The sequence below is a fragment of the Chryseobacterium sp. CFS2 genome (assembly GCF_036543225.1).
Lineage (GTDB): Bacteria > Bacteroidota > Bacteroidia > Flavobacteriales > Weeksellaceae > Chryseobacterium > Chryseobacterium culicis_A.
On record NZ_JAZHQU010000003.1, the window covers coordinates 517,541 to 542,348 of the forward strand.

The 24,808-nt window shown below is 39.5% G+C and carries 17 protein-coding genes; 3 read left to right on the forward strand and 14 right to left on the reverse strand.

Annotated elements, in window-relative coordinates:
- Positions 1-19 precede the first annotated feature (19 nt).
- The 3 genes from ODR02_RS09330 to ODR02_RS09340 all read right to left on the reverse strand — a co-directional run bounded on the left by ODR02_RS09330 (position 20) and on the right by ODR02_RS09340 (position 3,275).
- Positions 20-1,069, reverse strand: a complete 1,050-nt coding sequence (locus tag ODR02_RS09330; protein WP_309512248.1) for a UDP-glucose--hexose-1-phosphate uridylyltransferase — start codon at positions 1,067-1,069, stop codon at positions 20-22.
- On the reverse strand, positions 1,053-2,237 hold the full coding sequence (galK, locus tag ODR02_RS09335; RefSeq protein WP_209784678.1) for a galactokinase: 1,185 nt from the start codon (positions 2,235-2,237) through the stop codon (positions 1,053-1,055). Before galK ends, ODR02_RS09330 begins: the two co-directional genes overlap by 17 nt.
- Positions 2,238-2,402: 165 nt before the next feature.
- A complete protein-coding gene (locus ODR02_RS09340; RefSeq protein ID WP_209784679.1) occupies positions 2,403-3,275 on the reverse strand; it encodes an AraC family transcriptional regulator in 873 nt (290 codons plus the stop codon).
- A gap of 156 nt (positions 3,276-3,431) precedes the next feature.
- On the opposite strand from ODR02_RS09340, the gene ODR02_RS09345 reads away from it, so the two are divergent.
- The gene (locus ODR02_RS09345) at positions 3,432-4,028 is read left to right on the forward strand and encodes a hypothetical protein (RefSeq protein ID WP_209784680.1); all 597 of its coding nucleotides are present in this window, start codon (positions 3,432-3,434) and stop codon (positions 4,026-4,028) included.
- 125 nt (positions 4,029-4,153) lie between these two features.
- Here ODR02_RS09345 and ODR02_RS09350 read toward each other — a convergent pair whose 3' ends face one another.
- The 6 genes from ODR02_RS09350 to ODR02_RS09375 are packed head-to-tail and all read right to left on the reverse strand — an operon-like array spanning position 4,154 to position 14,117.
- Positions 4,154-6,187, reverse strand: a complete 2,034-nt coding sequence (locus ODR02_RS09350) for an alpha-glucuronidase (protein WP_209784681.1) — start codon at positions 6,185-6,187, stop codon at positions 4,154-4,156.
- Between the two features lie 27 nt (positions 6,188-6,214).
- Positions 6,215-7,189, reverse strand: a complete 975-nt coding sequence (locus ODR02_RS09355; protein WP_309512249.1) for a glycoside hydrolase family 43 protein — start codon at positions 7,187-7,189, stop codon at positions 6,215-6,217.
- 21 nt (positions 7,190-7,210) lie between these two features.
- A complete protein-coding gene (locus ODR02_RS09360; RefSeq protein WP_309512250.1) occupies positions 7,211-8,320 on the reverse strand; it encodes an endo-1,4-beta-xylanase in 1,110 nt (369 codons plus the stop codon).
- Positions 8,321-8,330: 10 nt separating this feature from the next.
- Positions 8,331-9,776 carry an MFS transporter gene (locus tag ODR02_RS09365; RefSeq protein WP_309512251.1) on the reverse strand — a complete coding sequence of 482 codons (1,446 nt, stop codon included), beginning with the start codon at positions 9,774-9,776 and terminating at the stop codon, positions 8,331-8,333.
- 28 nt (positions 9,777-9,804) lie between these two features.
- Positions 9,805-11,709 (reverse strand): sialate O-acetylesterase, encoded by a 1,905-nt coding sequence (locus ODR02_RS09370; RefSeq protein ID WP_309512252.1) that lies wholly within the window; start codon positions 11,707-11,709, stop codon positions 9,805-9,807.
- Between the two features lie 32 nt (positions 11,710-11,741).
- The gene (locus ODR02_RS09375; protein WP_309512253.1) at positions 11,742-14,117 is read right to left on the reverse strand and encodes a glycoside hydrolase family 127 protein; all 2,376 of its coding nucleotides are present in this window, start codon (positions 14,115-14,117) and stop codon (positions 11,742-11,744) included.
- Between the two features lie 514 nt (positions 14,118-14,631).
- Here ODR02_RS09375 and ODR02_RS09380 point away from each other — a divergent pair.
- Positions 14,632-15,318, forward strand: a complete 687-nt coding sequence (locus ODR02_RS09380; protein WP_077416005.1) for an NUDIX hydrolase — start codon at positions 14,632-14,634, stop codon at positions 15,316-15,318.
- A gap of 641 nt (positions 15,319-15,959) precedes the next feature.
- Positions 15,960-17,681: an RICIN domain-containing protein gene (locus ODR02_RS09385; RefSeq protein ID WP_309512254.1), complete on the forward strand. Its 1,722-nt coding sequence runs from the start codon at positions 15,960-15,962 to the stop codon at positions 17,679-17,681.
- A gap of 136 nt (positions 17,682-17,817) precedes the next feature.
- Here ODR02_RS09385 and ODR02_RS09390 read toward each other — a convergent pair whose 3' ends face one another.
- Genes ODR02_RS09390 through ODR02_RS09410 form a run of 5 tightly spaced genes read right to left on the reverse strand, consistent with a single transcriptional unit; the run spans position 17,818 to position 24,708 of the window.
- Positions 17,818-19,545 carry a sodium:solute symporter family transporter gene (locus ODR02_RS09390; protein WP_309512255.1) on the reverse strand — a complete coding sequence of 576 codons (1,728 nt, stop codon included), beginning with the start codon at positions 19,543-19,545 and terminating at the stop codon, positions 17,818-17,820.
- Between the two features lie 3 nt (positions 19,546-19,548).
- Entirely contained in the window at positions 19,549-20,706 is a 1,158-nt protein-coding gene (locus tag ODR02_RS09395; protein WP_309512256.1) for an aldose epimerase family protein, read from the reverse strand.
- A 27-nt stretch (positions 20,707-20,733) separates the two neighbouring features.
- The gene (araA, locus tag ODR02_RS09400) at positions 20,734-22,230 is read right to left on the reverse strand and encodes an L-arabinose isomerase (protein ID WP_309512257.1); all 1,497 of its coding nucleotides are present in this window, start codon (positions 22,228-22,230) and stop codon (positions 20,734-20,736) included.
- A gap of 39 nt (positions 22,231-22,269) precedes the next feature.
- Positions 22,270-22,980, reverse strand: coding sequence for an L-ribulose-5-phosphate 4-epimerase (locus tag ODR02_RS09405; protein WP_309512258.1), 711 nt, complete (start codon positions 22,978-22,980; stop codon positions 22,270-22,272).
- A 27-nt stretch (positions 22,981-23,007) separates the two neighbouring features.
- Complete coding sequence (locus ODR02_RS09410) at positions 23,008-24,708, reverse strand: ribulokinase (protein WP_309512259.1); 1,701 nt, start codon at positions 24,706-24,708, stop codon at positions 23,008-23,010.
- Positions 24,709-24,808: the final 100 nt, after the last annotated feature.

A 24,808-nucleotide genomic window follows, 5' to 3' on the forward strand; every position in this document is an offset into this window, starting at 1 on the left:
TTTCAAAGATATTGATTTATTATTTTTTCTTGTAATGAATGGTGGAAAGGTTTCTTAATATTGCGGCACTTTGTTCCGGGGTGATATCCCGTTGAGGCTCAGCCAGCATTTCGTATCCTACCATAAATTTTTTAACTTCCGCACTTCTGAGCAACGGAGGATAAAAGTGCATATGAAAATGCCATTCCGGATGTTCTTTGCCATCTGTTGGCGATTGGTGAATTCCTGCAGAATAAGGAAATGAGGTTTCAAAAAGATTGTCATATATCGTAGTCAAATCCTTGAGTACAGCGGCAAAAGATTCTTTTTCCTCTTCAGAAAATTCCGCAATATTTTCTCTTTTCTGTTTGCTGATAATCATTGTTTCGTAAGGCCACGACGCCCAAAACGGTACCAATGCGGCAAAGTGTTCATTTTCTGTGACGATGCGCTCACCAGCCGTCATTTCCTGCTCAAGATAATCTTCCAGTAATGTTCTTTTATTTTTTTCAAAATAAGATTTCAGCTGATCCTGGGTTTTCTGAACCATTGCCGGAACGGACGACTGTGCCCATATCTGGCCGTGCGGATGTGGGTTGCTGCAGCCCATAATGCTTCCTTTATTTTCAAAAATCTGCACATAATTGATATGGTCCAGAGCAGCCAGTTCATTGAACTGCTCCTGCCATACATCCACCACATTTCTGATGTGTTCCACAGGCATTTCCGGCAAGGTAAGGCTGTGATTTTCAGAAAAACAAACTACCCTGTTGATCCCGCGTTCCGGAAAAAGGGTGAAAAATCCGGAATGATTTTCAGAAAACTCAACTTCTTCATTCAGTAATGCTCCAAAGTCATTGTTAAAGACATAGGTTCCTTTATATTCAGGGTTTCGGTCTCCGTTAGCACGAATATTTCCTGAACAGAGATAGCAGTCCCGGTCATATTCAGGACGGTTTTCTTCTGCTGTTTCTTCTCTCTGCCCCTGCCATGGTCTGTTTGCCCGCTGTGGGGAAACCAGTATCCATTCGTCCAAAAGAGGATTGTATCTTCTGTGGGGATGTTTTTTACGGTCAAATGATGTATTCATTGGTGTATTCCTTTATCCCATCTGAAATTTTAACCTGATAAACTTTCATTTGGATATTAAAACTTTCCTGATATCTTTTACTGATATTTTTAATTACTTCCTCAGCTTTATCTTCCTGAATAAGGTTGATGCTGCAGCCTCCGAAACCGCCTCCCATGATTCTTGCTCCCAGCACCCCTTCCTGCTGTAATGTATTGTCCACCAAAAAGTCAAGTTCATTGCAGCTGACTTCAAATTCAGTGGACAGCCCGGCATGGGTCTCTGTGAGAAGTGTTCCCACATATTCAATATTTCCTTCCGAAATTGCTTTGGCCGCCATTTCTACCCGTTTAATCTCATTCAGTAAGTAAAGACATCTTTTGTATGAAACATTTCCCATCTCCTCTTTTACACTGTTAAGCATAGTTGTAGTAAAATCCCGGAACTTCTCTACTTCGGGGAATTTTTCCCATAAAACTTTTTTTCCATGCTCAACGTCTTTACGCCTTTCATTATAGCCTGATGTAAGATGAGTATGCTTCACGCAGCTGTCGAAAAGCAAAAGGCTGTATCCCTTAAGATCAGCATCAAAATATTGATGTTCCAGAGTATGACAGTCGAGCATAATGACCTTATTTTCCTTTCCGAAAACGGAGGCAAACTGATCCATAATTCCGCACTGAACCCCTGCAAAAGTATGTTCGGATTTTTGCCCGATCACTGCAATCTCTTTTTTTGATAACTGAAGATCAAAAAGCTCATTAAGGATATACGCAAAACCGCATTCAAGGGCTGCCGAAGAAGAAAGTCCGGATCCCATCGGGATGGTACTGCTGAAAACAATTTCCATTCCGCAAAATTGATTTCCCGGCTTCTGCAACTGGCTGAAAACGCCCAGAATATAGTTTGCCCACATTTGCCGTACCGGTTTTATTTCTGTTGTGACATCAAATGTATATTCTTCTCCGAGATCCTTGGCTATGATGGTACAAAGGTTTGTCTGGGGGAGTTTACGGACAGCAAAACAGATGTATTTGTCTATGGCAGCAGGAAGTACAAATCCATCGCTATAGTCTACATGCTCTCCGATAATATTAATTCTGCCGGGAGAAAGGAAAATGTGTTCAGGCTCTTCTTTGAATTCGGCTCTAAACTTTTCTAGGGTTGGGTTAATTAACTGTTCATGCATATCAATCTTATCTGATCAAACAGATCATGGTGATCTTAAGTATAAACTGCTGAATTTATAACAGAGAAATTATACTTTTTATAAATACTGTTTATAAGTGTTGAATATACACATATATTTTAACATATTCCAACATAGTGATTGATTTTAAAGCCCGAATGTAAATTACTCTATAAAATAGTTGAATTCTTTTCTGTACTGAGAAGGACTTTTTTGGATATATTCTTTGAAAGTCCTGTTAAAATAGCTGAAGTTATTAAACCCGGATTCAAAACTGACCTCAGTAATGCTCAAAGGTTGTTCTGCCAGAAGCTTGAGGGCATGGGTAATCCTATATTCGTTGACAAACTGTGTAAAGGTCTTGTTGGTAATTTTTTTAAAGTAGCGACAAAAAGACGGTACTTTCATATTGGCAAGATCAGCCATCTCTTCGAGGGTTATGGCTTCTTTGAAGTGATCTTTAACGTAATTGAATATAAGATTGATTCTATCATTGTCTTCAATCTGTGTCTGAAGATAATATTTCCCTGCATTTAAAATCCTGTAATCCTGTGTAACAGACAGTTCATCCAAAATTTTCAGAAATCTGCACAGTTTGTCCAGTGAGGAAGTTTCATGCATCTCAGTAATCTCATTCCCGATTCTTTTCTTCACCTCTTCCCCGAACACGATTCCTGCTTTTGATTTTTCAAGCAGCGCTGAAATTCTTTGCATCTCCGGAATATTCCAGATAGGTTCTCCTAAAAAATCAGGCTTAAACTGGATCACCATTTCATACTCATTATGGGTACTTTCATTGGTCAGTCCGCAATGCGGAAGATTGCTTCCTATCAGTGCAAGATCTCCTTCTGAAAAATAAGTGATACTGCTTCCGATCTGTCTTTTCCCGGAACCTTTACATACAAAAATCAACTCAATCTCAGGATGGTAATGCCAGACATGTGATTTTATATTCTCATTAGTCAGAAATTTAAGGCTGGTAAAACTGCTTCCTATAGTAGGTCTTACCGCCTCAAAAGAAGGATTTACATGTTTCATAAGCCAAATACAAATAATTTCATATGCAAAATTAACAAATAATACACTAATATCATTAAACAAGGTTAATATAGTACATCAATATGAAAATTTAATTATAGCCTGAGAATTATTGCTGCCATAGCTTTGCAATAATAATCCTAAAAACCTTAACCCATGAGCACATTATTAAAAGCCGTATTTTTTACAGGAGCTTTATTGGTTTCAGCAAATGTAATGAGTAAGGACAGAGATTTTTCCCTTTCCTTTGGAAACGTACAAGACAAAACCTTGAATTTTGAGCTTTCAAATGCTAAAAGTGTTTCTGTTTTTGTTTATAACACTGCACATGACGAACTATTTTTCGAAAATCTTGCAGATGGAGATCATGTGATCAGGACTTATGACTTCCAGAACTTTACGCCTGGAACGTATTATCTGGTAGCAGAATCAGAAGCAAAGATTGAAAAATACAAGATAAAAATTAATGCTGAGAATGTAATGGAGGTGGAAAAAACACCTGTGAACGCTGTGCATAAGCCTGAATATAAGATTTCCGGTCATATGGCCCAGCTTCACATGTCTGATGTAAAAGGACCTGTAAGCATTTCAGTATATGACCTTTCCAATACAACATATTATACTTCTAATAAAAAATATGCTGACGGCAAAGTGGATATCACTTTTGATCTTGATCCTAAAACAGCAGATCAGTATATCATTCAGGTTGAAGAAAACGGAAATGTTTTTAATAAGATAATTTCTCTCCGATAAAACGGAATATATAAAGATAGATTGACATATCGATCATTCCAAATTATTTTGGATTAAAATTTTACTTACAGTTTATTGTTTTGAGGCAGCTCCATTTCCTAACAGAAAAAGAGCTGCCTCATTTTTTAATTGTGATGGCCCATGTTCAGTTTAATCTTTTTCAGATCTTCCAGTTCGTGAACAGGACGTTCTATATCATAAGGAATAGGTTTTTGGGAAAAAGTCTGGAAATACAGCAGGCAGGCATCTTTCCACCATACCGCATCTTTTGACTGAATTCTGAGCCTTGACTGAACATCAGAAAATCGCTCTTTGTCTAAGTAAGGTTCCATTCTATCCCAAATTTTCTGATAATCCCTTACTTTTTTCACCCCTGAATCATACGTATAGCACAGCTCATCCCATAGGTTTTTTCCATCTTTCATTGTATAATCCCACGGAACATGATGAAACCAAAGAATAAGATTCTCCGGACAGGTTGAGATATTCCCGTATCTTTCATTCAGTGGTGGAAAATACTGTGAAACAGCATTACTTCCTGTTTTTGTCCTGTCAAAACCTAACCCTTCAGCATCAGCCTGATGGTAATAGACTGGTGACCAGTCCGGTCTTCCGCCTTTATAATCTCCCCATGGTTCAGGGCCGTAGTGATGACCTCCTGCAAAGATATGATGCAGTCCTAAAGGCATCATGTAATCCACAGCGGTTTCTCTGGAAGAAAGCATCATTTCTTTTACCGGATTCAGGAAGTTATGATCGTCTGTGAAGGTCATTTTAATCCATTCATCTGCAATCTGCTCTGAACTCAGCTCGTGATTCCATGCTAATCTGCCGAATGCATACCAGTTGGCCTGTGCAAAATGATGCCCGGTCCAGTTGGTATCTTCCCCGACATTGGCAACGGCTGAAATAGCTGAAATTTTTGCAGGTCTTAAGGTGCCGTCTGTAATTTTAGCAATCGTGGATCCCTGTCCGTCAGAATAAGTATCACTATCAAGTGTTTCCTTGAATAAAGGAGCCAGAAAAACAAGATGGTTTGAAAAGCCCAGATATTCCTGGGTGATCTGAAACTCTACCATTTCAGAAGTTTTTCTCAAAGCTCCGAAGAGTGGATTGAATGCTTCGCGCGGCTGGAAATCCACCGGACCGTTTTTGATCTGAATAATTACATTATCCCTGAATTTACCGTCCAGAGGAACAAATTCCTGGTAAGCCTGTTTGGCTCTGTCGTCTTTACTTGGACTGTAGACAAATGCTCTCCACATAACGATTCCGTTGTAAGGCTTCAGGGCATCGGCCATCATATTGGCTCCGTCCGCATGAGTTCTTCCGTAATCCTGAGGGCCAGGCTGGCCTTCGGAGTTGGCTTTCACCAAAAATCCACCGAAATCGGGAATCATCTTGTAAATTTCAGCTGCTTTATCTCTCCACCATTTTTGTACATTTTTGTTTAAAGGGTCTGAATCTGGTAATCCTCCCAGAACTTTCGGCGAAGAGAAATTCACCGAAAGATATACTTTAATGCCGTAAGGTCTGAAAATATCCGCCAGAACTTTTATCTTTTTTAAATAGTCTTCCCTAAGCATATTGGGAGAGGCATTCACATTATTTAAAACAACGGAATTGATCCCCACCGAAGCATTGGCTCTGGCATATTCTTCGTAACGCGGAGAAATTTTGCCCGGCAAATCTTCCCATTTCCAAAATGATCTTCCGGCATAGCCTCTTTCAATACTTCCGTCCAGATTATCCCAATGGTTCAAAACCCTTACATCGTATGAAGGTTTTTCAATAATATTTAAATGAGACAGATCTGCCTTTGTTTGCTGCAATCGTAAAATATGATATACTGCGTACAACAGCCCTATTTCCTTCCCTGCAGAAATAACGATTTTTTCGGACGTGGAAACAATTCTGTAGCCGTCCTTCAGATTTTTGTCTTTGTTTTCTGTACGTAGTTCTACAGTCTGCCCCTGCCAGTGGCTGCTCAGCTCTTTTCCGGCAATATTCAGGGTTGGACTGTTGCCTTTGGAAATAATTTTATCTGCCGATATTCCGTTTTTCGCAGGAAACCGAAGCCAAAGCTGACTCCCGTCCTCAGCAAAAACCAGTAACGGAAATATCAGAAAAAATAGAATGTTGAGTCTCAGATATCGCATTGAAAAATTTTAAATTATTAAAGATGATTATGACTGGTCTTCCAAACCTTCAATCGTCTTGATTTTACCTTCCTGATCATATTCCAGTTCAATCACTTTCATGCTTCTCAGCCATGTTTTACCGCCACTCGGAACGGAATCATGGAAAAACAGATACCATTTTCCTTTGAATTCCACAATGCTGTGATGGGTAGTCCACCCTACCACCGGAGTAAGAATTTTTCCCTGGAAAGTAAATGGTCCGTAAGGATTATCCCCGGTTGCATAGCAAATCAGATGGGTATCTCCGGTAGAATAAGAAAAATAATATGTACCATTGTACTGATGCATCCATGACGCTTCGAAAAAGCGGTGTTTGTCACCATGAAGCATAGGCTTTCCGTTTTCATCAATGAGGACAACGTCTTTAGGAGCTTCCGCAAATTCAAGCATATCATCGCTCAGCAGAGCCACCTTTGAATGGATTGCTGGTTCATCATTTTCAGGAATTACGGCAGATTCAAGTGCTTTATTATCTCTGTATCGCTGCAATTGTCCGCCCCAGATTCCTCCGAAATACATATAATATTTTCCATTATCCTCAAAAATGCAGGGATCGATGCTGTAGCTTCCCATCATCGGATGTTTTTCAGGGATGAAAGGTCCGTAAGGTTTGTCGCTCACAGCAACACCGATTCTGAAGATATCATTCTGATCTTTCAGGGGAAAATACATATAATATTTCCCATCTTTGAAAGCTACATCGCAATCCCACAGCTGTCTTCCCGCCCATGGAATATCTTTTACTGAAAGAACTACACCATGGTCTTTTATGTCTCCGCTGTCTACATCATCCATTGAGAAGACATGGTAATCATTCATGTCAAAATGGTCTCCGTTATCGTTTTCTTCAATTCCACTTTCGCGGTCGTGAGAAGGATAGATATAGATTTTATTTTCAAAAACATGAACGGAAGGATCTGCCATATAATCTTCCGGGAATAAATATTTTGATTTTTTCATTAAGTAAAAATTCTATTGATTTTAATTTTTCTCTGCCAATTTTATTATTTTTTGTACTACAGGTTTTTCCTGGTCTTTTCTGTCAAACAGTAATGGGTAATCTGTTCTTCCTTTCACCGGGAAATCGTTTTTCCAGGACTGCTTATCAGTAACTCCCCATAAGGTTACCCTTCTTATTTTATCTTTATGTTGTAAGAACAAGCCAAAGAAATCAAGGTAACGCTTTTCCCATTTCATTTCTACTTCTTTAGGAAGTCCTTTGGTATAAGGATTCATTTCTTTCTGATAGGCAACGGTATCTGAAACATTGGCAGAACTTCCCCATGGAGAAGGCAGCGCGCTAATTTCCAGTTCTGTAATATTAACTTTAACTCCCGCATTGGAATAAGCCAGAATTGCTTTCCCATATTCATCGATAGAAGGGGTATCCATTCCGACATGGGCCTGCATTCCCACTCCATCAATACGGATTCCTCTTGATTTAAGTTTTTCAACCATTGTGATGACTGTTTTTACCTTTTCAGGATACCATTCATTATAATCGTTGTAATATAATTCAGCATTAGGATCTGCTTCCTGCGCATACTGAAATGCCAAAGGAATAAAATCTTCACCCAGGATTTCGTAAAATTTACTTTTTCTGTAGGATCCGTCTTCAAGAATGGCTTCATTGACCACATCCCATCCTTTTACTTTTCCTTTGTACCGGGAAACTACTGTTGTAATATGATTTTTCATCCGTTGTTTCAATACTTCCGGAGAAACATCCTTTCCGTTGCTGTCTGTAAAAAACCATTTTGGAAGCTGGGAATGCCAGATTAACGTATGACCGATGATGAACATACTGTTTTTCATCCCGAAAGCAACAAATTTATCGGCATCATCAAAGAAGAACTTCCCTTCCTGAGGCTGCAGAAACATAGATTTCATACAATTTTCAGCAACAATAGAGCTGAATTGTTTTTTGATAATCGCTACTGCTTTCTTATCTGTACCATCAATCTGGGGAAGACTCATAGCGGTCCCGATATAGAATTTATCCTGAAATGCTTTTTTTAAAGTACCGTCGGATTTCTGCGCCGACAGCCCGGAAGCGGTAATAACCGCCAAACCAATTAAAATACGTTTCATAGTAATCGTTTTATTTTCTTCTTTCAGCCAGATCTTTTTCAATCTGAACTTCCATTTTTTTGTTGATTTTGTAAAATAAAAGCAGTCCGCAGGCAATGAAAAACGGAATGGACGGGAATATGCTCACCAACATTCTGGCACCCGTTGCCACAGTCTCGGGCTGAACAATATTTTCGCTTCCCTGTGCAGAAATATATCCATATTTTCCTATAATCAACGCTACAAAAGAACTTCCTATGCTAAGACCTACTTTTAAGCCTACCATCATGGCAGAGAAAATAATGGCTGTTGCCCTGCGGTTGTTCTTCCATTCCGAATAGTCGGCTACATCAGCAATCATAGCCCATAAAAGCGGTGTGCTGATTCCGTAAAAGAATCCGTGTACAATCTGTGATAAGAACATAATCCCCACTGCTTTCGGAGGATAGAATATAAAAGCAAGGATAAACAAGGTAGAAATGAATAATGACGCTATAAAAGTGTCCCGCTTTCCAAATCTGTCTGCCAATTTTTTAGAGAATGTAATGCCTACAATCATCATCACAATTCCTCCTGCGTTAAATAATCCGAATCCTGCAGACTTTGGGTCTTCCCCAAAGAAATTCATCCCTGCAGAATTAAAAAATGCTGTAATGGGTGATATAAAGTTCTTCAAGGCATTTTCATCCACATAGTTGTTAAAATAATATACATAAGATCCTCCTTTCATGGCCAGCGTAATGAATATAAATGCGGTCACAGTAAGCATAATAATCCATGGCCTGTTCTGGAATAGATCTTTTAAATCTTCTTTCAGACTTGACTTCTGTTCCGGCTTGGGAATGATTCTTTCTTTTGTGGTAAAAAAGGTAATCAGCAGCATAATCGATCCGATCACAGCCAGCCATGTCATAACGGTCTCAATTCCCTGTGCTTTATCTCCGTGTCCTACATATAAAATGATAGGCAGCATAAATACCTGTACAAAGAACTGTGCAAACATCACTGCTACAAAACGGTACGAAGAAATACTGTTCCTTTCTCCCATATCTCCCGTGATAACACCGCTCAAAGCAGCATAAGGCAGGTTATTGGATGCGTATAATAACAATAATAATGAATAGGTAACCGCAGCATAAATCATTTTACCCTGATAGGAAAAGTGAGGCGTGCTGAAGGCCAAAAGTGCTGCAATACCAAGCGGTACAGCAGTAAATAAAATCCATGGACGGAATTTCCCCCATCGTGAACTTGTACGGTCTGCCAGTGCTCCGATAAGCGGATTAAAGCCAAACCCGGCAATTAAACCTACGGTAAGGGTGAGGACAGAAGCATCTTCTGCTTTGAGTCCGTAAATATCTGTATAAAAATAGGTCAGGTAGGTGACTAAGGTCTGAAAAACAAGGTTGGCTGCCAGATCACCCAAGCTATACCCTACTTTTTCGATTACCGATATTTTTTGTGGCTGATTATCCATTGATTTTAATATGGTTTTCTATGTTAAATTAATTTTTTTCTGTTGTAAAAGGTGAAGCAGGAAGCCCGTTTTTATTTTTAAGATTGCCGTCAGGATTATCTGCCCAGTTGTAGCGTACATTAACAGGACTGCTGACCTGATCATTCCATACCCTAACTTTATTTCCTTTTGCTTCTGCTTTTGCCCATTGGTAGCTGCCATCTTTCTGCTGTATGGCAAAACCTTTAAGGCTTCCCTGTACCAGATCATCTGTACCAGGTTTAAAAGATAAAACAATGGTATTCCCTTCTGTTTTCATCGACTGATAAACGGGTCCGTCAGCTATGATTTTTTTGCCCTCCCCGATTTTCAGAGCCTGTAAAGCAAGCCTGTCACCTACTGCTTTTTTATTGAGCGGATGAATATCATTCCATTCTCCCAAATCAATCGTTACTGCAAGTCCTGAATAAGGAACATTAAGAGAAACCTGTCTCTGCTGTTCTCTCAGTTCTGCCCAACCACTATCCAGAGGTTCATCTTTTTTCTCCATGAAATTGGCCAGCTGTACAATCAGGAATGGCATATCTTTTTTGTTCCATTTTGAACGCCAGTCTGAGATCATTGTCGACAGCAAATCACTGTATTCTTTTGGAACTCCTGTATTGCTTTCACCCTGATACCAGATAAATCCTTTGACTTTATAATTGATCAGCGGGTTAATCATCGCATTGTAAAGCCCTACCGGTTTCCAGCGGATAAATGTCTGTCCGGGAGCCATTTTTTCCATTTTTGCTCCTATTTTATATTTCCACTCGCCTTTAAGGTCTGTTTTTTGTCCGTCGATTTCCAGATAATACTGCTTATCAGCGATAAACTGTCCTTTTCCGCTGCCATTGATAATTCTTACCATAATGATATTCTTTCCTTCTTTTAAAATACCTTTCGGAATGTCATACCAGCGTGGCGGATATTCATAGGTTACATTTCCTACTTTAATTCCGTTGATGTAAGTAATATCAGCATCTTTTATCCTTCCCAGATTGAGAAATGCTGTTTTCTTATCCACTCCTTTGGGCAGCATAATTTCTTTACGGAACCATACCGAACCCTCAAACGAGCCTTCCTGATCTTCCCACGATCCCGGAACCATCATGGTTTTCCATCCGGAATCATTAGCGTTATCTTTTTCCCAGTGCTGGTTGAAACCAATGTCACTCTGATCCAGCTCTGCATACCATGCCTTGCTTAATGATCTTTCCTGGGATTCTGTAGATTTTATCAGATCATCATTTTTCCATTTTTCTGCTTCAGTGAGATATTCCGGATATTTTTTCAGTGATTTTTCATCCATCCAGGCCTGAACCGGAGAGCCTCCCAGACTGGTATGAATGATTCCTACAGGAACTTTGTTTTTTTCATTCAGTTCTTTCGCAAAAAAATAAGCAACCCCCGAAAAATCAAGAATAGTCTGAGGATTGGTACTTTCCCACTTTCCTCCGTCAAGATCATTTTGCGGAGCTTTAAAATTATATTTCTGCGGAACTGTGAAGAATCTTATATTCTGATTATTGGCGTTTTTAATTTCATTTTCATACAAAGGTGTCAGCCTACGCATCGGAAGCTCCATATTGGATTGTCCTGAGGCCACCCACACATCACCAATAAGAATATCTTTAAGGGTAATTTCATTAATCATCATGGTATATGGACCTCCGGCATTAAGCTTTGGAAGCATAAGAGACCAGTTTCCACTTTGGTCTGCTGTGGCATTATACGTTTTATTGATAAACTTAATTGTAATTTTTTCTCCTGCATCTGCATATCCCCAGATCTTCAAATCCTGATTTCTCTGAAGGATCATTCCGTCTGAAACCAATGCGGGAAGCCTTACCTTTGCATGAAAACTGCAAATAGCTGCGAGAAAAAATAATAAATATAGAGTTCTGTTCTTCATGGAAAAAATCTGTTTTTAATGTTGGTTCAGCTTTATTTCTTTTCGTAATTTTCTGTCAGTAAACGGACTTCGATGACTTTAGCGGTCATGAGTTTTTCATCTGCAAGGAATTTTACAGTAAAATTTTCTTTATTCTTTTCTGAATCCGGAATCGGAACAATCAGATATTGGGGTAAACTTCCGGACTTTCCTTCCAGATTTTGGGTAATGATTTTTTTACCGTTGATCTCAATATTCAGCGTACGGCTGGTATTCGCATCAAAATAAAGCAGATAAAGGTATAAAGCTTTTTTTTCGTTATTTTTCATCTGGTAACTGAACCAGCCTTTAGCATCTCGGAAATGACGGTCTTCCAAATATCCTGTACCGGAATCTTTACTTTCTATAAAATGATCTGATTCCGGCTGCTGTTCTCCCAGCTGGATCTTATCTGTAGTAATCATATCCAGTTTTCTGGTTTCTGCTTCTTCATTTGCCCTTTGCTTCAATGTATTTTCTATTCCGTTTTTATCAGCCTGAGGCCAGTACAAAATATATCTTTCTGCCTGAATACTGTAAAACGGTACAAGATCTAAACCTTTCCCAAATTTTTCAGATGGATAAAGACCTGTAACGGTAAAGTTGAGCGGTTTATTATTCGAAGGCGCAACATGACTGACAACTTCTGAAGAATTTCCAAGGATAACGGGAATTTCGCTTAAAGGGATCTGAGGACCATGAGCAATATGGCCTCCTCTGCTGTCATCCGCAAGAAGCCCCTGCTGATTTTCTGTTCCGTATTTTGCGGCAAGCACCACAGGCCCGTATTTAAATGCATAATAATGGGAATGGTCAGGCAGCTGTTCTGCGAAAAGATGCATCGGTAAAATCATTTTCACGACATCTCCTTTTTTCCATTTTTTATTCAGTGTAAAATAGCCGTCGGAACTACGCTGTACTTTCTGCTGTTTTCCGTTGATCAGAATTTTTACTTCCGAAGGTGTAGTCCATGCCGGGCATCTCAGTTTTACGTCAAATTCTGACTTCCCTGCAGCATCAAAGATCAAAGTTGTTTCAGGGACTTCCGGGAATTTATTGACCTGGCGGAGCACTACTTTTTGCTGTTTCCATGTCAATGTGGAAGGAATAAACAGGTTCACATATAAATCCTTACCTGACCGGGCATAAATCATTTCCCCATATTTGGCGTGATTTTCCATTCCAGACCCTACACAGCACCAGAAGCTGGTCTGAGGCTGTGAATACACACGGTAATGTCCGGGACGCATTGGTGTAAAGTACACGAAACCTCCCTGATCATGATTTTCTGTGGAAAGAATATGATTATATAATGCTTTTTCGTAATAATCTATATAATATGATTCGGGCTGCGTTGCATAAAGCTCTTTAGTAAGCTTGAGCATATTGTAGGTATTGCAGGTTTCCGGACCTTCAATACTTTTTATCATACTGCTGAAATCATTAACAGGATTAAAGTGCTCACTGACACTGTTACCTCCAATAACTGAAGATCTTTTCTCTGTAATATTATGCCAGAAAAAATCAGCGGCATTACTCCAGGACGTATTATTCTCAAGATCGGCAATACGTTTATAGCCGATTACTTTTGGAATCTGTGTATTGGCATGAAGTCCTGTAAGCTTATCTTCTCCCGATAAAAGCGGTGTAAGAATAGCCTGATGGGAAAATCGGTGAGCCAGTTTCAGATACTTTTTATCATGAGTAATGTCATAAACATCTGCAAAAACTTCGTTGAGCCCTCCATGTTCACTGCGCAGCATATCCTGTATCTGCTCATCAGAAAGGTCTGAAACTTCATTTGCCATCCAATCCGTAAGCTTTATAAGCATTGCCTTTGCTTTTTCGTTTTTGGCATACCAATACGCATCGCGCAGCCCTGAGTACAGTTTGTGAATATTATATAAAGGTACCCACCGGTCGTTCAAACCGAAGCCTGAAGCACGAATATTTCCCTGTTTTATTTCTTTCCATATATTTTTCCCGTTGGGAATCCCTGAAATGTATCCGTCCGGAGAGGTATTTTGGCAGTGTTCCAGTTCATTGATCATATAATCAATTCTCTGTTGTATTGCAGTATCTCCTGTAGAAGCGTACATCAGGGATAATGCTGAAATGTAATGTCCTCCTATGTGCCCATCCAACCCTGTATTTTCCCAATTGGGATAATTATCTGCCTTAGGTTTCAGCCCGGCTTCTTTAAGATAAGGAGCCAGCAATCTGTCCGGTTCCATGGCCATGAGATATCGACGGTCTGCCATCATAGCTTTATTGAAAATACTTTCTGATAATTTTACAGTTTCCAAAGGGAAATAATGAATTTTCTTCTTCACCTGTGCAGAGGTGAATGCAGCAAAACATAATAAAATAACTGAAAGTTTTGGAGTCATGAATAAATGTTAATTCAACATTTCTAAAATAATGGAAAGAATCTATATACGAAACATTTTCTGAGTCTGAATCCATTATTTTTTCATTTAAAACTTCCGGTAAAGCCCTAAAAATAACAGAAAACACATTACCTTATCATAAAAAATAAGATAATCAGATCACAAAAAATCAAAGCGCTGAAATTATACGATTCCCTATGAAAATGACTTCAGGATATGTTTTGGTAGAAATTTCAACAATACAGCAAATACCTTATCGTATTTTTAACGTTAAGTCTTGTTTATTAATTATTATCAATATAAATTTATATTTTAACATAATTTTAACATTTAATTCATGTATGATTAACCTCATTTTAGTGATAATTTTCAGTTTTGCTGACTGTTTTAGTTCCCAAAATATCCTTTAGGAATAATTTTAATGAAATAAATCATTCAGATTAAAAAGTGTATGAATCACATTTATATAATATCATATCCATAAAAGATTTACCTTTGTAGTAAAATATAAAAGATGACTGAGGATTACTCCCAATATCCCAAACACCTTGTTGCTGTTGACTGTATCATTTTCGGTTTTGACGGCGAAAATCTAAAAATACTTCTTGTAAAAAGAAATTTTGAACCGCAGATGGGCGAATGGTCATTGATGGGTGGTTTTGTTGGCAGTGAGGAAACCTCTGATGAAGCCGCTAACAGAGTTCTGTGTACATTAACCGGTCTTGAAAATATTTATCTTGAACAGCTGAAATGCTATACGGAAATTAAGCGGGAGCCAACAGCCAGAATCATGTCTATCTCCTATTATGCACTGATCAATATTGAGAAAGATATTCAGATCAATGAGCAGTACAGTGCAGAATGGGTAGAACTGCAGAAAGCACCTGATCTTATCTTCGATCATAATGAAATGGTAAAGGATGCTGTAGCCAGGCTAAGGAGAAGAGCTTCCACAGGACCTATCGGGTTTGAGCTTCTTCCTGAAAAATTCACAATGAAGGATCTTCAGAATCTCTACGAAGCCATTTTTGATGAAAAATTTGATAAACGGAATTTTACCAGTAAGATCAACAGTATGGATATTCTTTTGAATACCAACAAAAAGGATATGACTTCGTCCAGAAAGGGATCTTTTCTTTACCGCTTTGACGAAAAAAAATACAACAAAAAAATCTCCCGCGGATTTATGTTTAAGATCTAATAAACAACTTTATAATTTTAGAAGAGAATTTGTAGAAAGTTAACAGTTTAGAGTGATATAAAATTCCACATACCCTTATTAAAAATCTCACTTTTGCGAGATTTTTTTTGTGTACTTACCGACAATTTCAAGCAAGCCAAACAGTTATTCCTGCTTTTTCAGAATGATCGTAATAAAAATTTATGATAAGGTTTTTTATTTTCTCCTACCACACGATAGATTATAATTAAATGGTTTATAATCGTATTTATGATATGTAATTTTTTGTTAATTTTTGATAAAATATTAATTTATAATTAATATTTTGTTTATTTTTATACAAAACTAATAACCATATTTGACAACAACTCAGATTTTCACAAACCTACCCTCACCTTCATGGGAAACCAGAAAAAGAGAGAAAAAGATTTTCAAATCAGAAACTGAGTAGAAATGATTCTATTGTTCTGTTAAAACCATTGTTGAAGAACCGGAAACAAGCAGTTGAGTAGTTTTAATAGAAAAATATAGCATCAATCCTCATTCACATCCAGCGTCAATAAATCAGAAAGTTTTACTTATCTGCGCAATACTCCTGTGCAGGATGGGAAACAAGTTATTGAAAGCTAAAAAATAAGACCAAACCTTTAAATATATCAATTATGAAAACAAACAAAATGTGGCTTTTTCTGGCCTTTCTGTTAATCATTCTTTCCAGCTGTTCTACGATGGATGAAAAAAATTTACTAGAAGAACCTGAAACCAACTTAAGTACCAGCATTAGTGCAAGAGCATTGGCAGCAACACCAATGCTGCATGTTGGAGGCAGATACCTTAAAGATCCCTGTGACAATAATGTTATCTTACATGGTGTTGCCATAACTCCCAGCCCATGGTTCAATGGCTGTCAGTATGGTGCCAATTCCGGCTACTGTACCTGGGATAATTACAATGTACAGGGTGCTCTGAACTATAATAAAGCTGTCATGAACAAGCTCAGCAGCGCTGCTGATGGCTGGTATCTCAATTACATCCGCCTTCATATTGATCCGTATTGGACCAATGATCCCGGACCGGCTATCCCTGAGAATGATATCTCAAGATTCAATTATAACCGTCTGGTTACTTATACAGATCAGGTGATAATCCCACTGATCAACCATGCCCGAAGCCTGGGAATGTATGTCATCCTACGTCCACCAGGCGTATGCCCAAGTCGTATTGCAGTCAATGATGCGTACCATAGCTATCTCAAGACCGTATGGACTTTTCTGTCTCAGCATCCCGGATTAAAGAATGCTGACAATGTGATGTTTGAATTAGCCAATGAACCTGTTGAAATCCTGGGAACAAATGGTACTTGGGGCAGTACAGGAAATGAACATTTTGCAGCACTCAAAAACTTCTTTCAGCCATTAGTGAACATCATTCGCAACAACGGGGCTAATAATGTTTGCTGGATACCAGGTACGGGCTGGCAATCACATTATCAAGGCTATGTCAATAACCAAATCACCGGTGGTAATATTGGATATGCTGTTCACATCTATCCTGGTTATTGGGGCGGCCTCACCAACTATCAATCCTTTCAGAACGCATGGAATATCAATGTTAAACCAGTTGCAGATATAGCACCAATCGCCATTACTGAAACCGACTGGGCACCTCAGGGATATGGTACCTTCGGCATCGGTACAACTGGTACAGCAGGCGGAAGCGGATTTGGCGCCAATTTAAAATATATTGTTGATCAGTCAGGCAATGTAAGCTGGAATGTTCTTGCCCCGGATAATCTTCTCCACAAAGGCGATGTTAATGCAGGAACCGCCTACAACAACGATTGGGAAGCATGCGCCGCACCAGTTAAACAGTGGTTCCAGCAATATGCATCCTCCAATTATCCTGTTGGAAACTGTAATACAAACAGCAGCCTGGTCAATAATGGTATTTATGAGATCGAGTTTCAGACCGATACGAACAAAGTACTTGATTTGAAATCCGGAGAGGACGCCAATGGCGCAGTATTAAGACCATGGACAAGGAATGGTGCTGCGGCACAGCGATGGGTCGCTATTGACGCAGGTAATGGCTATTGGCGTTTTGTATCCAAAGCGAGTACATCCAATCGCTGCATTGATCTTGCCAGTAACAGCAATACACTGGGAACTGCAATCCGGCTTTGGCAAAGCTATAGTAATGATGCACAGAGCTGGCAGGTAGTTGCCGCCTCCAACGGTTATTACAAAATCCTGTCCAAGGTGGATCCTACACGTGGCTGGGATATCCCCAACTGTACCATGGATGGCAATTCAAACCTACACCTTTGGGACTATTACGGTACTTCGTGTCAATTGTTCAAGTTCAAATATATTGGGATGAACTGATACCAATAAAAAAACAGGATGCTTTTTAAGCATCCTGTTTTTTTTATTGTATATGAAAAGTCAATTTTGCTTCGCAAGTTAATGGGGAATTTCTAAAATTGACAAGTGAAACGAATTCACTATTGACTATTTACTTTTACCAAAACCTTACATATAAGGCAGTCAGTAAAAGTAGTGTCATCACAATTAAAACCAAAGTTCTGTTATCTACTTTAAACATTGTTGCATCAATGGCAAAGGCTTTAGGATTCACCTTGGGACCTGCAAGGCTGATCAGTATCATGGCAATTATCGTGATAAAAAACGACCATCCCATATTGATCAGAAAAGGAATTTCGGTAATGGTATGAACGATTCCGTTTTCAAGCTTTTCATAGGTAAATGCTGTATACATCCAGGTTTCTTTGCCAAAAATATCCACAGCAAAGCTGTTGAAGAAGATTGCCAGAACAAAACCTAAGATAACACCTACTAAAGCAGCCGTTCCAGTTGTCCTTTTCCAGAACATTCCTAAGATAAACATGGCAAAAACTCCGGGGCTGATAAATCCTGTATATTTCTGAATAAACGTAAAGCCCCCTTCTCCCCCTATTCCCAAAACATCCGTCCATGTAAATGCTAGTGCGGTCATCATCGCAATAATAATCACCCATCTTCCTGTTCTTACCATCTGGATCTCAGTGGCATCTGTTTTAAGATATTTTTTATAGATATCCAGTGTAAAAATCGTTGAGATACTATTCACTTTTCCAGCCAGTGAAGCTACGATTGCTGCCGTCAATGCTGCAATAGCCAACCCTTTAAGGCCTGCAGGTAAAAATCCTAATATTGCAGAGTATGCTCCATCTTTCACTCCGTTGAATCCCGGAAGATGTCCCTTGGAATATAAAACATAAGCAGCAATTCCCGGAAGCATTACGATCACAGGCATGAATAATTTCAGAAATCCGGCAAATAAAATTCCTGTTCTTGCTGTTTTCAGATCTGCTCCCAAAGCTCTCTGCGTAATATACTGATTGCATCCCCAATAGTTCAGGTTTACAATCCACTGACCCGCAAAGTACATGGCAAGACCTGGCAACACGACATATTTTTGTACGTCAAGGTTCTGAGGCATTGCCAACGTAGTGGTGGTAGTTGTTGGCTTTTGAAGAATCAGCTTAAAATGCTGCGGGGCTTCATTGATCAGGGTATTGAATCCTGCCAGCGCATTTCCTACAGCAGCTCCGTTGATTCTCTGGTCTACAATCTGCAGCGCCATATAGACCGTTGCAAATCCACCAATAATAAGGACAGCCACCTGTATAACGTCTGTATATCCAATTACTTTCATCCCTCCAAGGCCGATTAAAAGTGCCATAAGCAAAAGGGCGATCATAATACCGTGAAGATGTTCTCCTCCCAGTAAGGTATCAATGGCTAGAGCTCCAAGGTAAAGAATGGAAGTAAGATTCACAATAACATACAGAAACAGCCAGAAGACTGCCATAATCAATGAAACAGATTTATTATACCTTCTTTCCAGAAACTGGGGCATGGTATAGATCTTATTTTTAAGGTAAATCGGTATAAACCAGACTGCGATGATGATCAGTGCAATAGCAGCAATCCATTCATAAGCAGCCACAGCGATTCCTACAAAGAAACCTTCGCCGCTCATCCCTATAAATTGCTCAGCGGAGATATTAGAAGCAATCAAACTGGCTCCAATTGCCCACCAGGTCAAAGACCCTTCCGCCAGGAAATAGTCCTTACTTCCTGTAGATTCAGATTTTTTCTTTTTATAGATCCATAGTCCGTAGGAAGCTACCACTACGAAATAGATCAGGAATATGATGATATCAATAGTTGCTAATTTTCCCATAGTTTACTTTTTAACCGAGAATTTATAGATGGTTTTCGACTGATATTTCTGTCCGGGCTTCAATTCTGTAGAAGGAAAAGAAGGCTGGTTCGGTGAATCCGGAAAATGTTGTGTTTCTAAGCAGAATCCAGTTCTGAATTCATTTTTACCACCAGTTTTGGTATCAAATTTTCCGTCAAGAAAATTTCCGGAATAAAACTGTACACCGGGTTCATCTGTGAAGACTTCCATCAATCTCCCTGTCCCCTGATGATAAACTTTGGCAATACTTCTTAAACCTTTTCCATTCAGGATCCAGTTGTGGTCATATCCTTTTCCTTTTTTCAGCTGATCGTCTTCTGCGCTGATATCTTTTCCGATAGGTTTTGAAACTGTGAAATCAAAGGGAGTTCCTTTTACGGCTTTCTGCTCACCGGTAGGAATCAGAGTTTCATTCACCGGAAGAAAATGTTCTGCATTAATTTGCAGTTCATGATCAGTAATCGTTTTAGTAAAATTTCCGGACAGGTTAAAATAAGAATGCTGGGTAAGATTCGCTACCGTAGGCTTATCCGTTTCTGCCTCGTAGGAAATTTCCAGAGCATTATCGTCTGTAAGGGTGTAGAAAACGGTTGTTATCAATTTCCCCGGATATCCTTCTTCGCCGTCTGCACTGGTATAGGACAATTTCAATGTTGGAAATTTTGCATCCTTTACGACTTCAATATTCCAGAATCTGGTATGAAATCCTTCTTTTCCTCCGTGAAGGCTGTTGGGTCCATCGTTTTTGTCGATTTCGTATGTTTTACCTTCCAGTGTGAATTTGGCGTTGGCAATTCTGTTGCCATATCTTCCGATCAACGCACCGAAATAATAGGGATTGCCATCGAAATACCCTTCGGGTTTTGTAAAGCCCAAAACTACGTCTTCATATTTCCCATTCTTATCCGGGGCTGTTAAAGAGGTAATAATTCCCCCGAAGTTGATAACCTCAACTTTCATCCCGTTTTTATTGCTTAAAGTGTATTTTTTAATAGAATCGCCTTTAGGCGTAACTCCATAGTCTGAAGTATGAACATGCTCCATTTTCCCTGAAATATCCTGTTTGTTATTTTCTTTTCTGCAACCGAAAATAATTAAAAATAATAAAATAAAAACGCCATTATATGTTGTTTTTTTCATAATTATTTACATATTTTTTAAAATTAATTAACGATAATACATTTCATTCCAACGAAGTGTATTTTTGAAATCACGCATTCTGGTATCTTCATCAATGACTAATGATTCAATTCCAGCTATATCAGCAAAATTTTCCAGCTGCTCTGCTGAAATATTTTCACTGTAACATGTATGGTGTGCTCCTCCCGCCAGTATCCACGCTTCTGCAGCCGTATATAAATCAGGAAGAGGTTTCCATAAAACTCTTGCTACCGGAAGTTTGGGCAGCTCTTCTGTAATCTCCAATGCTTTTGTTTTGTTGATCAGGAGTCTAAAATGGCTTCCAAAGTCCATCAGTGCAGCATTGAGAGAATCAATATTACCTCTGGAATTAAAAACCAGACGAACCGGGTCTGCTTTTCCGCCGATTCCCAACGGATGGATCTCACATGAAGGTTTCCCGGCAGCCAGAACAGGATCCACTTCCAGCATGTGAGAACCTAAAATGGAAGGATTGGAAGGGTCCAAATGGTAGGTATAATCTTCCATAAAAGCATTTCCTCCTTTCAGGCCCTGCCCCATTGTTTTCATGGCACGAACGAGTGCTGCTGTTTTCCAGTCTCCTTCGCCTGCAAATCCATATCCTTTCTGCATCAGTCGCTGTACGGCAATTCCCGGCAGCTGCTCCAGCCCGTGAAGATCTTCAAAAGTATCTGAAAATCCTTTAAATCCTCCATCTTTTAAAAATTTTTCAAGCCCCAATTCAATTTTTGCAGCGGTATGAAGTGAACTTCTGTTGGATCCTCCTGCCAAAAGAGATGCTGCCATGTGATAAGAAGATTCATATTCTTCCATCAGGCTTTTTATTTCTCCTTCACTTACAGAGTTGATAACTCCGACAAGATCACCGATTCCCCAGGTATTGACTGAAAAGCCAAATTGGGTTTCAGCTTCCACTTTGTCACCATCTGTAACGGCTACAAATCTCATATTATCTCCGAAACGGGCAAATTTAGCTCCCTGCCAGTCGTCCCAACCTGCAGCAACACGGCTCCAGTCACCAATCTGCTTCTGAACTCTTTCTTCTGACCAGTGTCCTACCACTACTTTTCTGCTCTTTCGCAGTCTGCTTACCATAAAACCAAATTCACGGTCTCCGTGAGCTGCCTGGTTAAGATTCATAAAATCCATATCCATGGTAGACCACGGAATATCTCTGTTGAACTGGGTATGCAGATGCAGAAGAGGTTTCTGTAAAATTTTTAATCCTCTGATCCACATTTTGGCGGGTGAAAAAGTATGCATCCATGTGATGATTCCTATACAGTTTTCTGCCTGATTGACTGCTGCAATGGTTTCAAATATTTCTTCGGTAGTTTTTACCGTTGGCTTTACAATAACTTTTACCGGAATGAAAGAAGATTTTTCAAGTTCTGCCACAATTTTTTGTGAGTGGTCTGCTACCTGAGCAAGTGTTTCAGGACCGTATAAATGCTGACTTCCTGTGATGAACCAGACTTCTTTGGTATTGAGGGGTGTTAACATAATTTTGTTGATCGTTAATAGTTGTTTATGTTGAAGTGTTTAGTGTTTAAATTCCTGTCCGTAGTAGGCATTCTTGCCGTGCTTACGTTCGTAGTGTTTTTTGATGAGCGAATCTTTTAGACGTTTTGCATCAGGATTGATCTGTCTGGTGAGATAAGCCATTTCAGCAATAGTTTCCAGCACCTTGCTGTTATAGACTGCTTTTTCTGCATTTTTTCCCCAGGTGAAAGGTCCGTGATTGCCGATCAGAACCATTTCTACTTCTTCCGGAGAGAGCTTCTTTTCTTTAAAGCATTCCAGAATCTGTATTCCTGTATTGTATTCGTAGTTTCCTTCGATCAATTCATCCCGCATAGGACGAGCACAGGGAATATCTGTCGTTAAATGGTCTGCATGGGTGGTCCCGAAAACAGGAATATCCATTTGTGCCTGTGCCCACGCCACGGAATAGATCGCATGGGTGTGGGAAATTCCACCGATATTTTTCCAGTTTTTATACAGATAAGCATGGGTCTTGGTATCGGAAGAGGGTCTGAGCCTTCCTTCAATGACATTGGCATCAAAGTCTAAAATTACCATATCTTCCGGCTTTAAAATGTCATAAGGAACACCGCTTGGCTTAATGGCAAAAATACCTTTATCACGGTCTACAGCACTTACATTCCCGAAGGTATAGACCACCAGCTTCAGCGCATCCAGCTGCATATTCGCTTCATAACATTCTCTTTGGAGTTCTTTATAAGTATTCATTTTGAGTATCATTCAAAAGGTTAATATTCAGGAGTTCTGAAGTTCTTTCCTGCTATTTTTCAATTTGGTATTGTATTCTACAAAATCAGCCAGTTTCTGGTATTGCTGCATTAATTCTCTGTAATGCTGTACTTCTTCAGCTTTGGGTTGGTATTCTGCTTCAAATGCAGAGCCCATTTTCATGCTTGCTTCCTGAATGGTAGGATAAATTCCTGCTGATACGGCAGCATAAATAGCAGCCCCTAACGCGGGAGTCTGGTCCGAAGCAGCAACAACAATCGGCATATCCAGGACATTAGCTAGTGTCTGCATGATAAACGGCGATTTCCTTGCTACTCCTCCGATCCCGATCACTTTATTGATTTTCACACCTTCCTCTTCAAAACGGTCAACAATTTTTTTAGCTCCAAAGCAAATAGCATTCACCAAAGCTTTGAAAATATGAGGTGCTTTTGTTCCCAAAGAAAGCTGGCTGATGGCCGCTTTAAGCTCCTGATCTGCATCCGGTGTTCTTCTTCCATTGATCCAGTCTAATGCAATCGGAACACTGTCTGAAAGAGGAATTTTTTCTGCTTCAAGAGTTAATTTCCTGATAAGTCCGGTCTCCATTTCAGCAACGAGCTTTGCCTTCTGTGCGTCTGAAATACTTTCGGAATACATCATAACCTGTTGAACAGGCCACATCAGAATATCTTTATACCATGCTAAAACATCTCCAAAGGCGGATTGCCCTGCTTCAAGCCCTATCAAGCCAGGAATTACGGAGCCGTCAACCTGTCCGCAGATTCCCTTTACGGTTCTATCCCCAATGGCTTCCCGTGAGGCCACCATAATATCACAGGTAGAAGTTCCCATGATCCTGATGAGCGTATTTTCTTCCACTTTTGCTCCCACAGCTCCTGAGTGGGCATCAAAAGTTCCTACGGCAATAATCGTTTTGGTGGAAAGACCTGTTTTTGCCGCCCATTCTTCATTCAGATAGCCTGCAATTTCATCTGAAGTATAGGTTTCCCTGTATAATCTTCTTCTAAGCTCTCCCAGAGAAGGGTCAAGCCTGTTAAGAAATTCTTCAGAAGGCAGGCCATCCCATGACTGGTGCCACATTGCTTTGTGACCTGCTGCACAACGGCTTCTTTTAAAGGTGGTAAGATCTTTATGATCTGATAAAAGATAGGTAAGATAATCACAATGTTCCATCCAGGTAAAAGCAGTATTCTTTACCTCTTCGTCTATTCTATTGATGTGTAATATTTTCGCCCAAAACCATTCTGAAGAGTAGATTCCACCTTCAAATTTTGTATAATCTTCACCACCCCATGTTCTTGCAAGAGTGTTGATTTCTTCGGCTTCCGGGATAGCGGTATGGTCTTTCCATAAAATCATCATGGCATTGGGATTTTCTTCAAATCCGGGAACCAGTGCTAAGGCAATACCATCACTATTTACAGGTAACGGTGAAGAGCCTGTGGTATCAATACAAATACTAACGATGTGCTCAGGTGGTATCCCGCTTTCTCTTACTACTTCTGAAATAGTCTTCTCCAGACCTTCCATATGATCTGAAGGATGCTGCCTGAAACTATTTGCTGAGGGATTACAAAATCTACCTTCTTTCCATCTCTGATAATAGCTGACTGAAGAAGTTATTTCAGATCCGTTTTCTGTATCGCTAAGAACCGCCCGTACGGAATCTGTGCCATAGTCCAGCCCGATAACATATTTTTTCATGGTTGTAAAACGTTTTTGATTGTTGAGATTTCAATTCTCCTGATGAGATAAAAACAAATATAAGATTCTATTTTAAATAAATGTAAAAAACACACTTATT

Bases quoted from the DNA above. Each gene is read 5' to 3' on its own strand.
- ODR02_RS09330 (WP_309512248.1), bottom strand. From the start codon at position 1,069: ATGAATACATCATTTGACCGTAAAAAACATCCCCACAGAAGATACAAT.
- galK (WP_209784678.1), bottom strand. From the start codon at position 2,237: ATGCATGAACAGTTAATTAACCCAACCCTAGAAAAGTTTAGAGCCGAA.
- ODR02_RS09340 (WP_209784679.1), bottom strand. From the start codon at position 3,275: ATGAAACATGTAAATCCTTCTTTTGAGGCGGTAAGACCTACTATAGGA.
- ODR02_RS09345 (WP_209784680.1), top strand. From the start codon at position 3,432: ATGAGCACATTATTAAAAGCCGTATTTTTTACAGGAGCTTTATTGGTT.
- ODR02_RS09350 (WP_209784681.1), bottom strand. From the start codon at position 6,187: ATGCGATATCTGAGACTCAACATTCTATTTTTTCTGATATTTCCGTTA.
- ODR02_RS09355 (WP_309512249.1), bottom strand. From the start codon at position 7,189: ATGAAAAAATCAAAATATTTATTCCCGGAAGATTATATGGCAGATCCT.
- ODR02_RS09360 (WP_309512250.1), bottom strand. From the start codon at position 8,320: ATGAAACGTATTTTAATTGGTTTGGCGGTTATTACCGCTTCCGGGCTG.
- ODR02_RS09365 (WP_309512251.1), bottom strand. From the start codon at position 9,776: ATGGATAATCAGCCACAAAAAATATCGGTAATCGAAAAAGTAGGGTAT.
- ODR02_RS09370 (WP_309512252.1), bottom strand. From the start codon at position 11,709: ATGAAGAACAGAACTCTATATTTATTATTTTTTCTCGCAGCTATTTGC.
- ODR02_RS09375 (WP_309512253.1), bottom strand. From the start codon at position 14,117: ATGACTCCAAAACTTTCAGTTATTTTATTATGTTTTGCTGCATTCACC.
- ODR02_RS09380 (WP_077416005.1), top strand. From the start codon at position 14,632: ATGACTGAGGATTACTCCCAATATCCCAAACACCTTGTTGCTGTTGAC.
- ODR02_RS09385 (WP_309512254.1), top strand. From the start codon at position 15,960: ATGAAAACAAACAAAATGTGGCTTTTTCTGGCCTTTCTGTTAATCATT.
- ODR02_RS09390 (WP_309512255.1), bottom strand. From the start codon at position 19,545: ATGGGAAAATTAGCAACTATTGATATCATCATATTCCTGATCTATTTC.
- ODR02_RS09395 (WP_309512256.1), bottom strand. From the start codon at position 20,706: ATGAAAAAAACAACATATAATGGCGTTTTTATTTTATTATTTTTAATT.
- araA (WP_309512257.1), bottom strand. From the start codon at position 22,230: ATGTTAACACCCCTCAATACCAAAGAAGTCTGGTTCATCACAGGAAGT.
- ODR02_RS09405 (WP_309512258.1), bottom strand. From the start codon at position 22,980: ATGAATACTTATAAAGAACTCCAAAGAGAATGTTATGAAGCGAATATG.
- ODR02_RS09410 (WP_309512259.1), bottom strand. From the start codon at position 24,708: ATGAAAAAATATGTTATCGGGCTGGACTATGGCACAGATTCCGTACGG.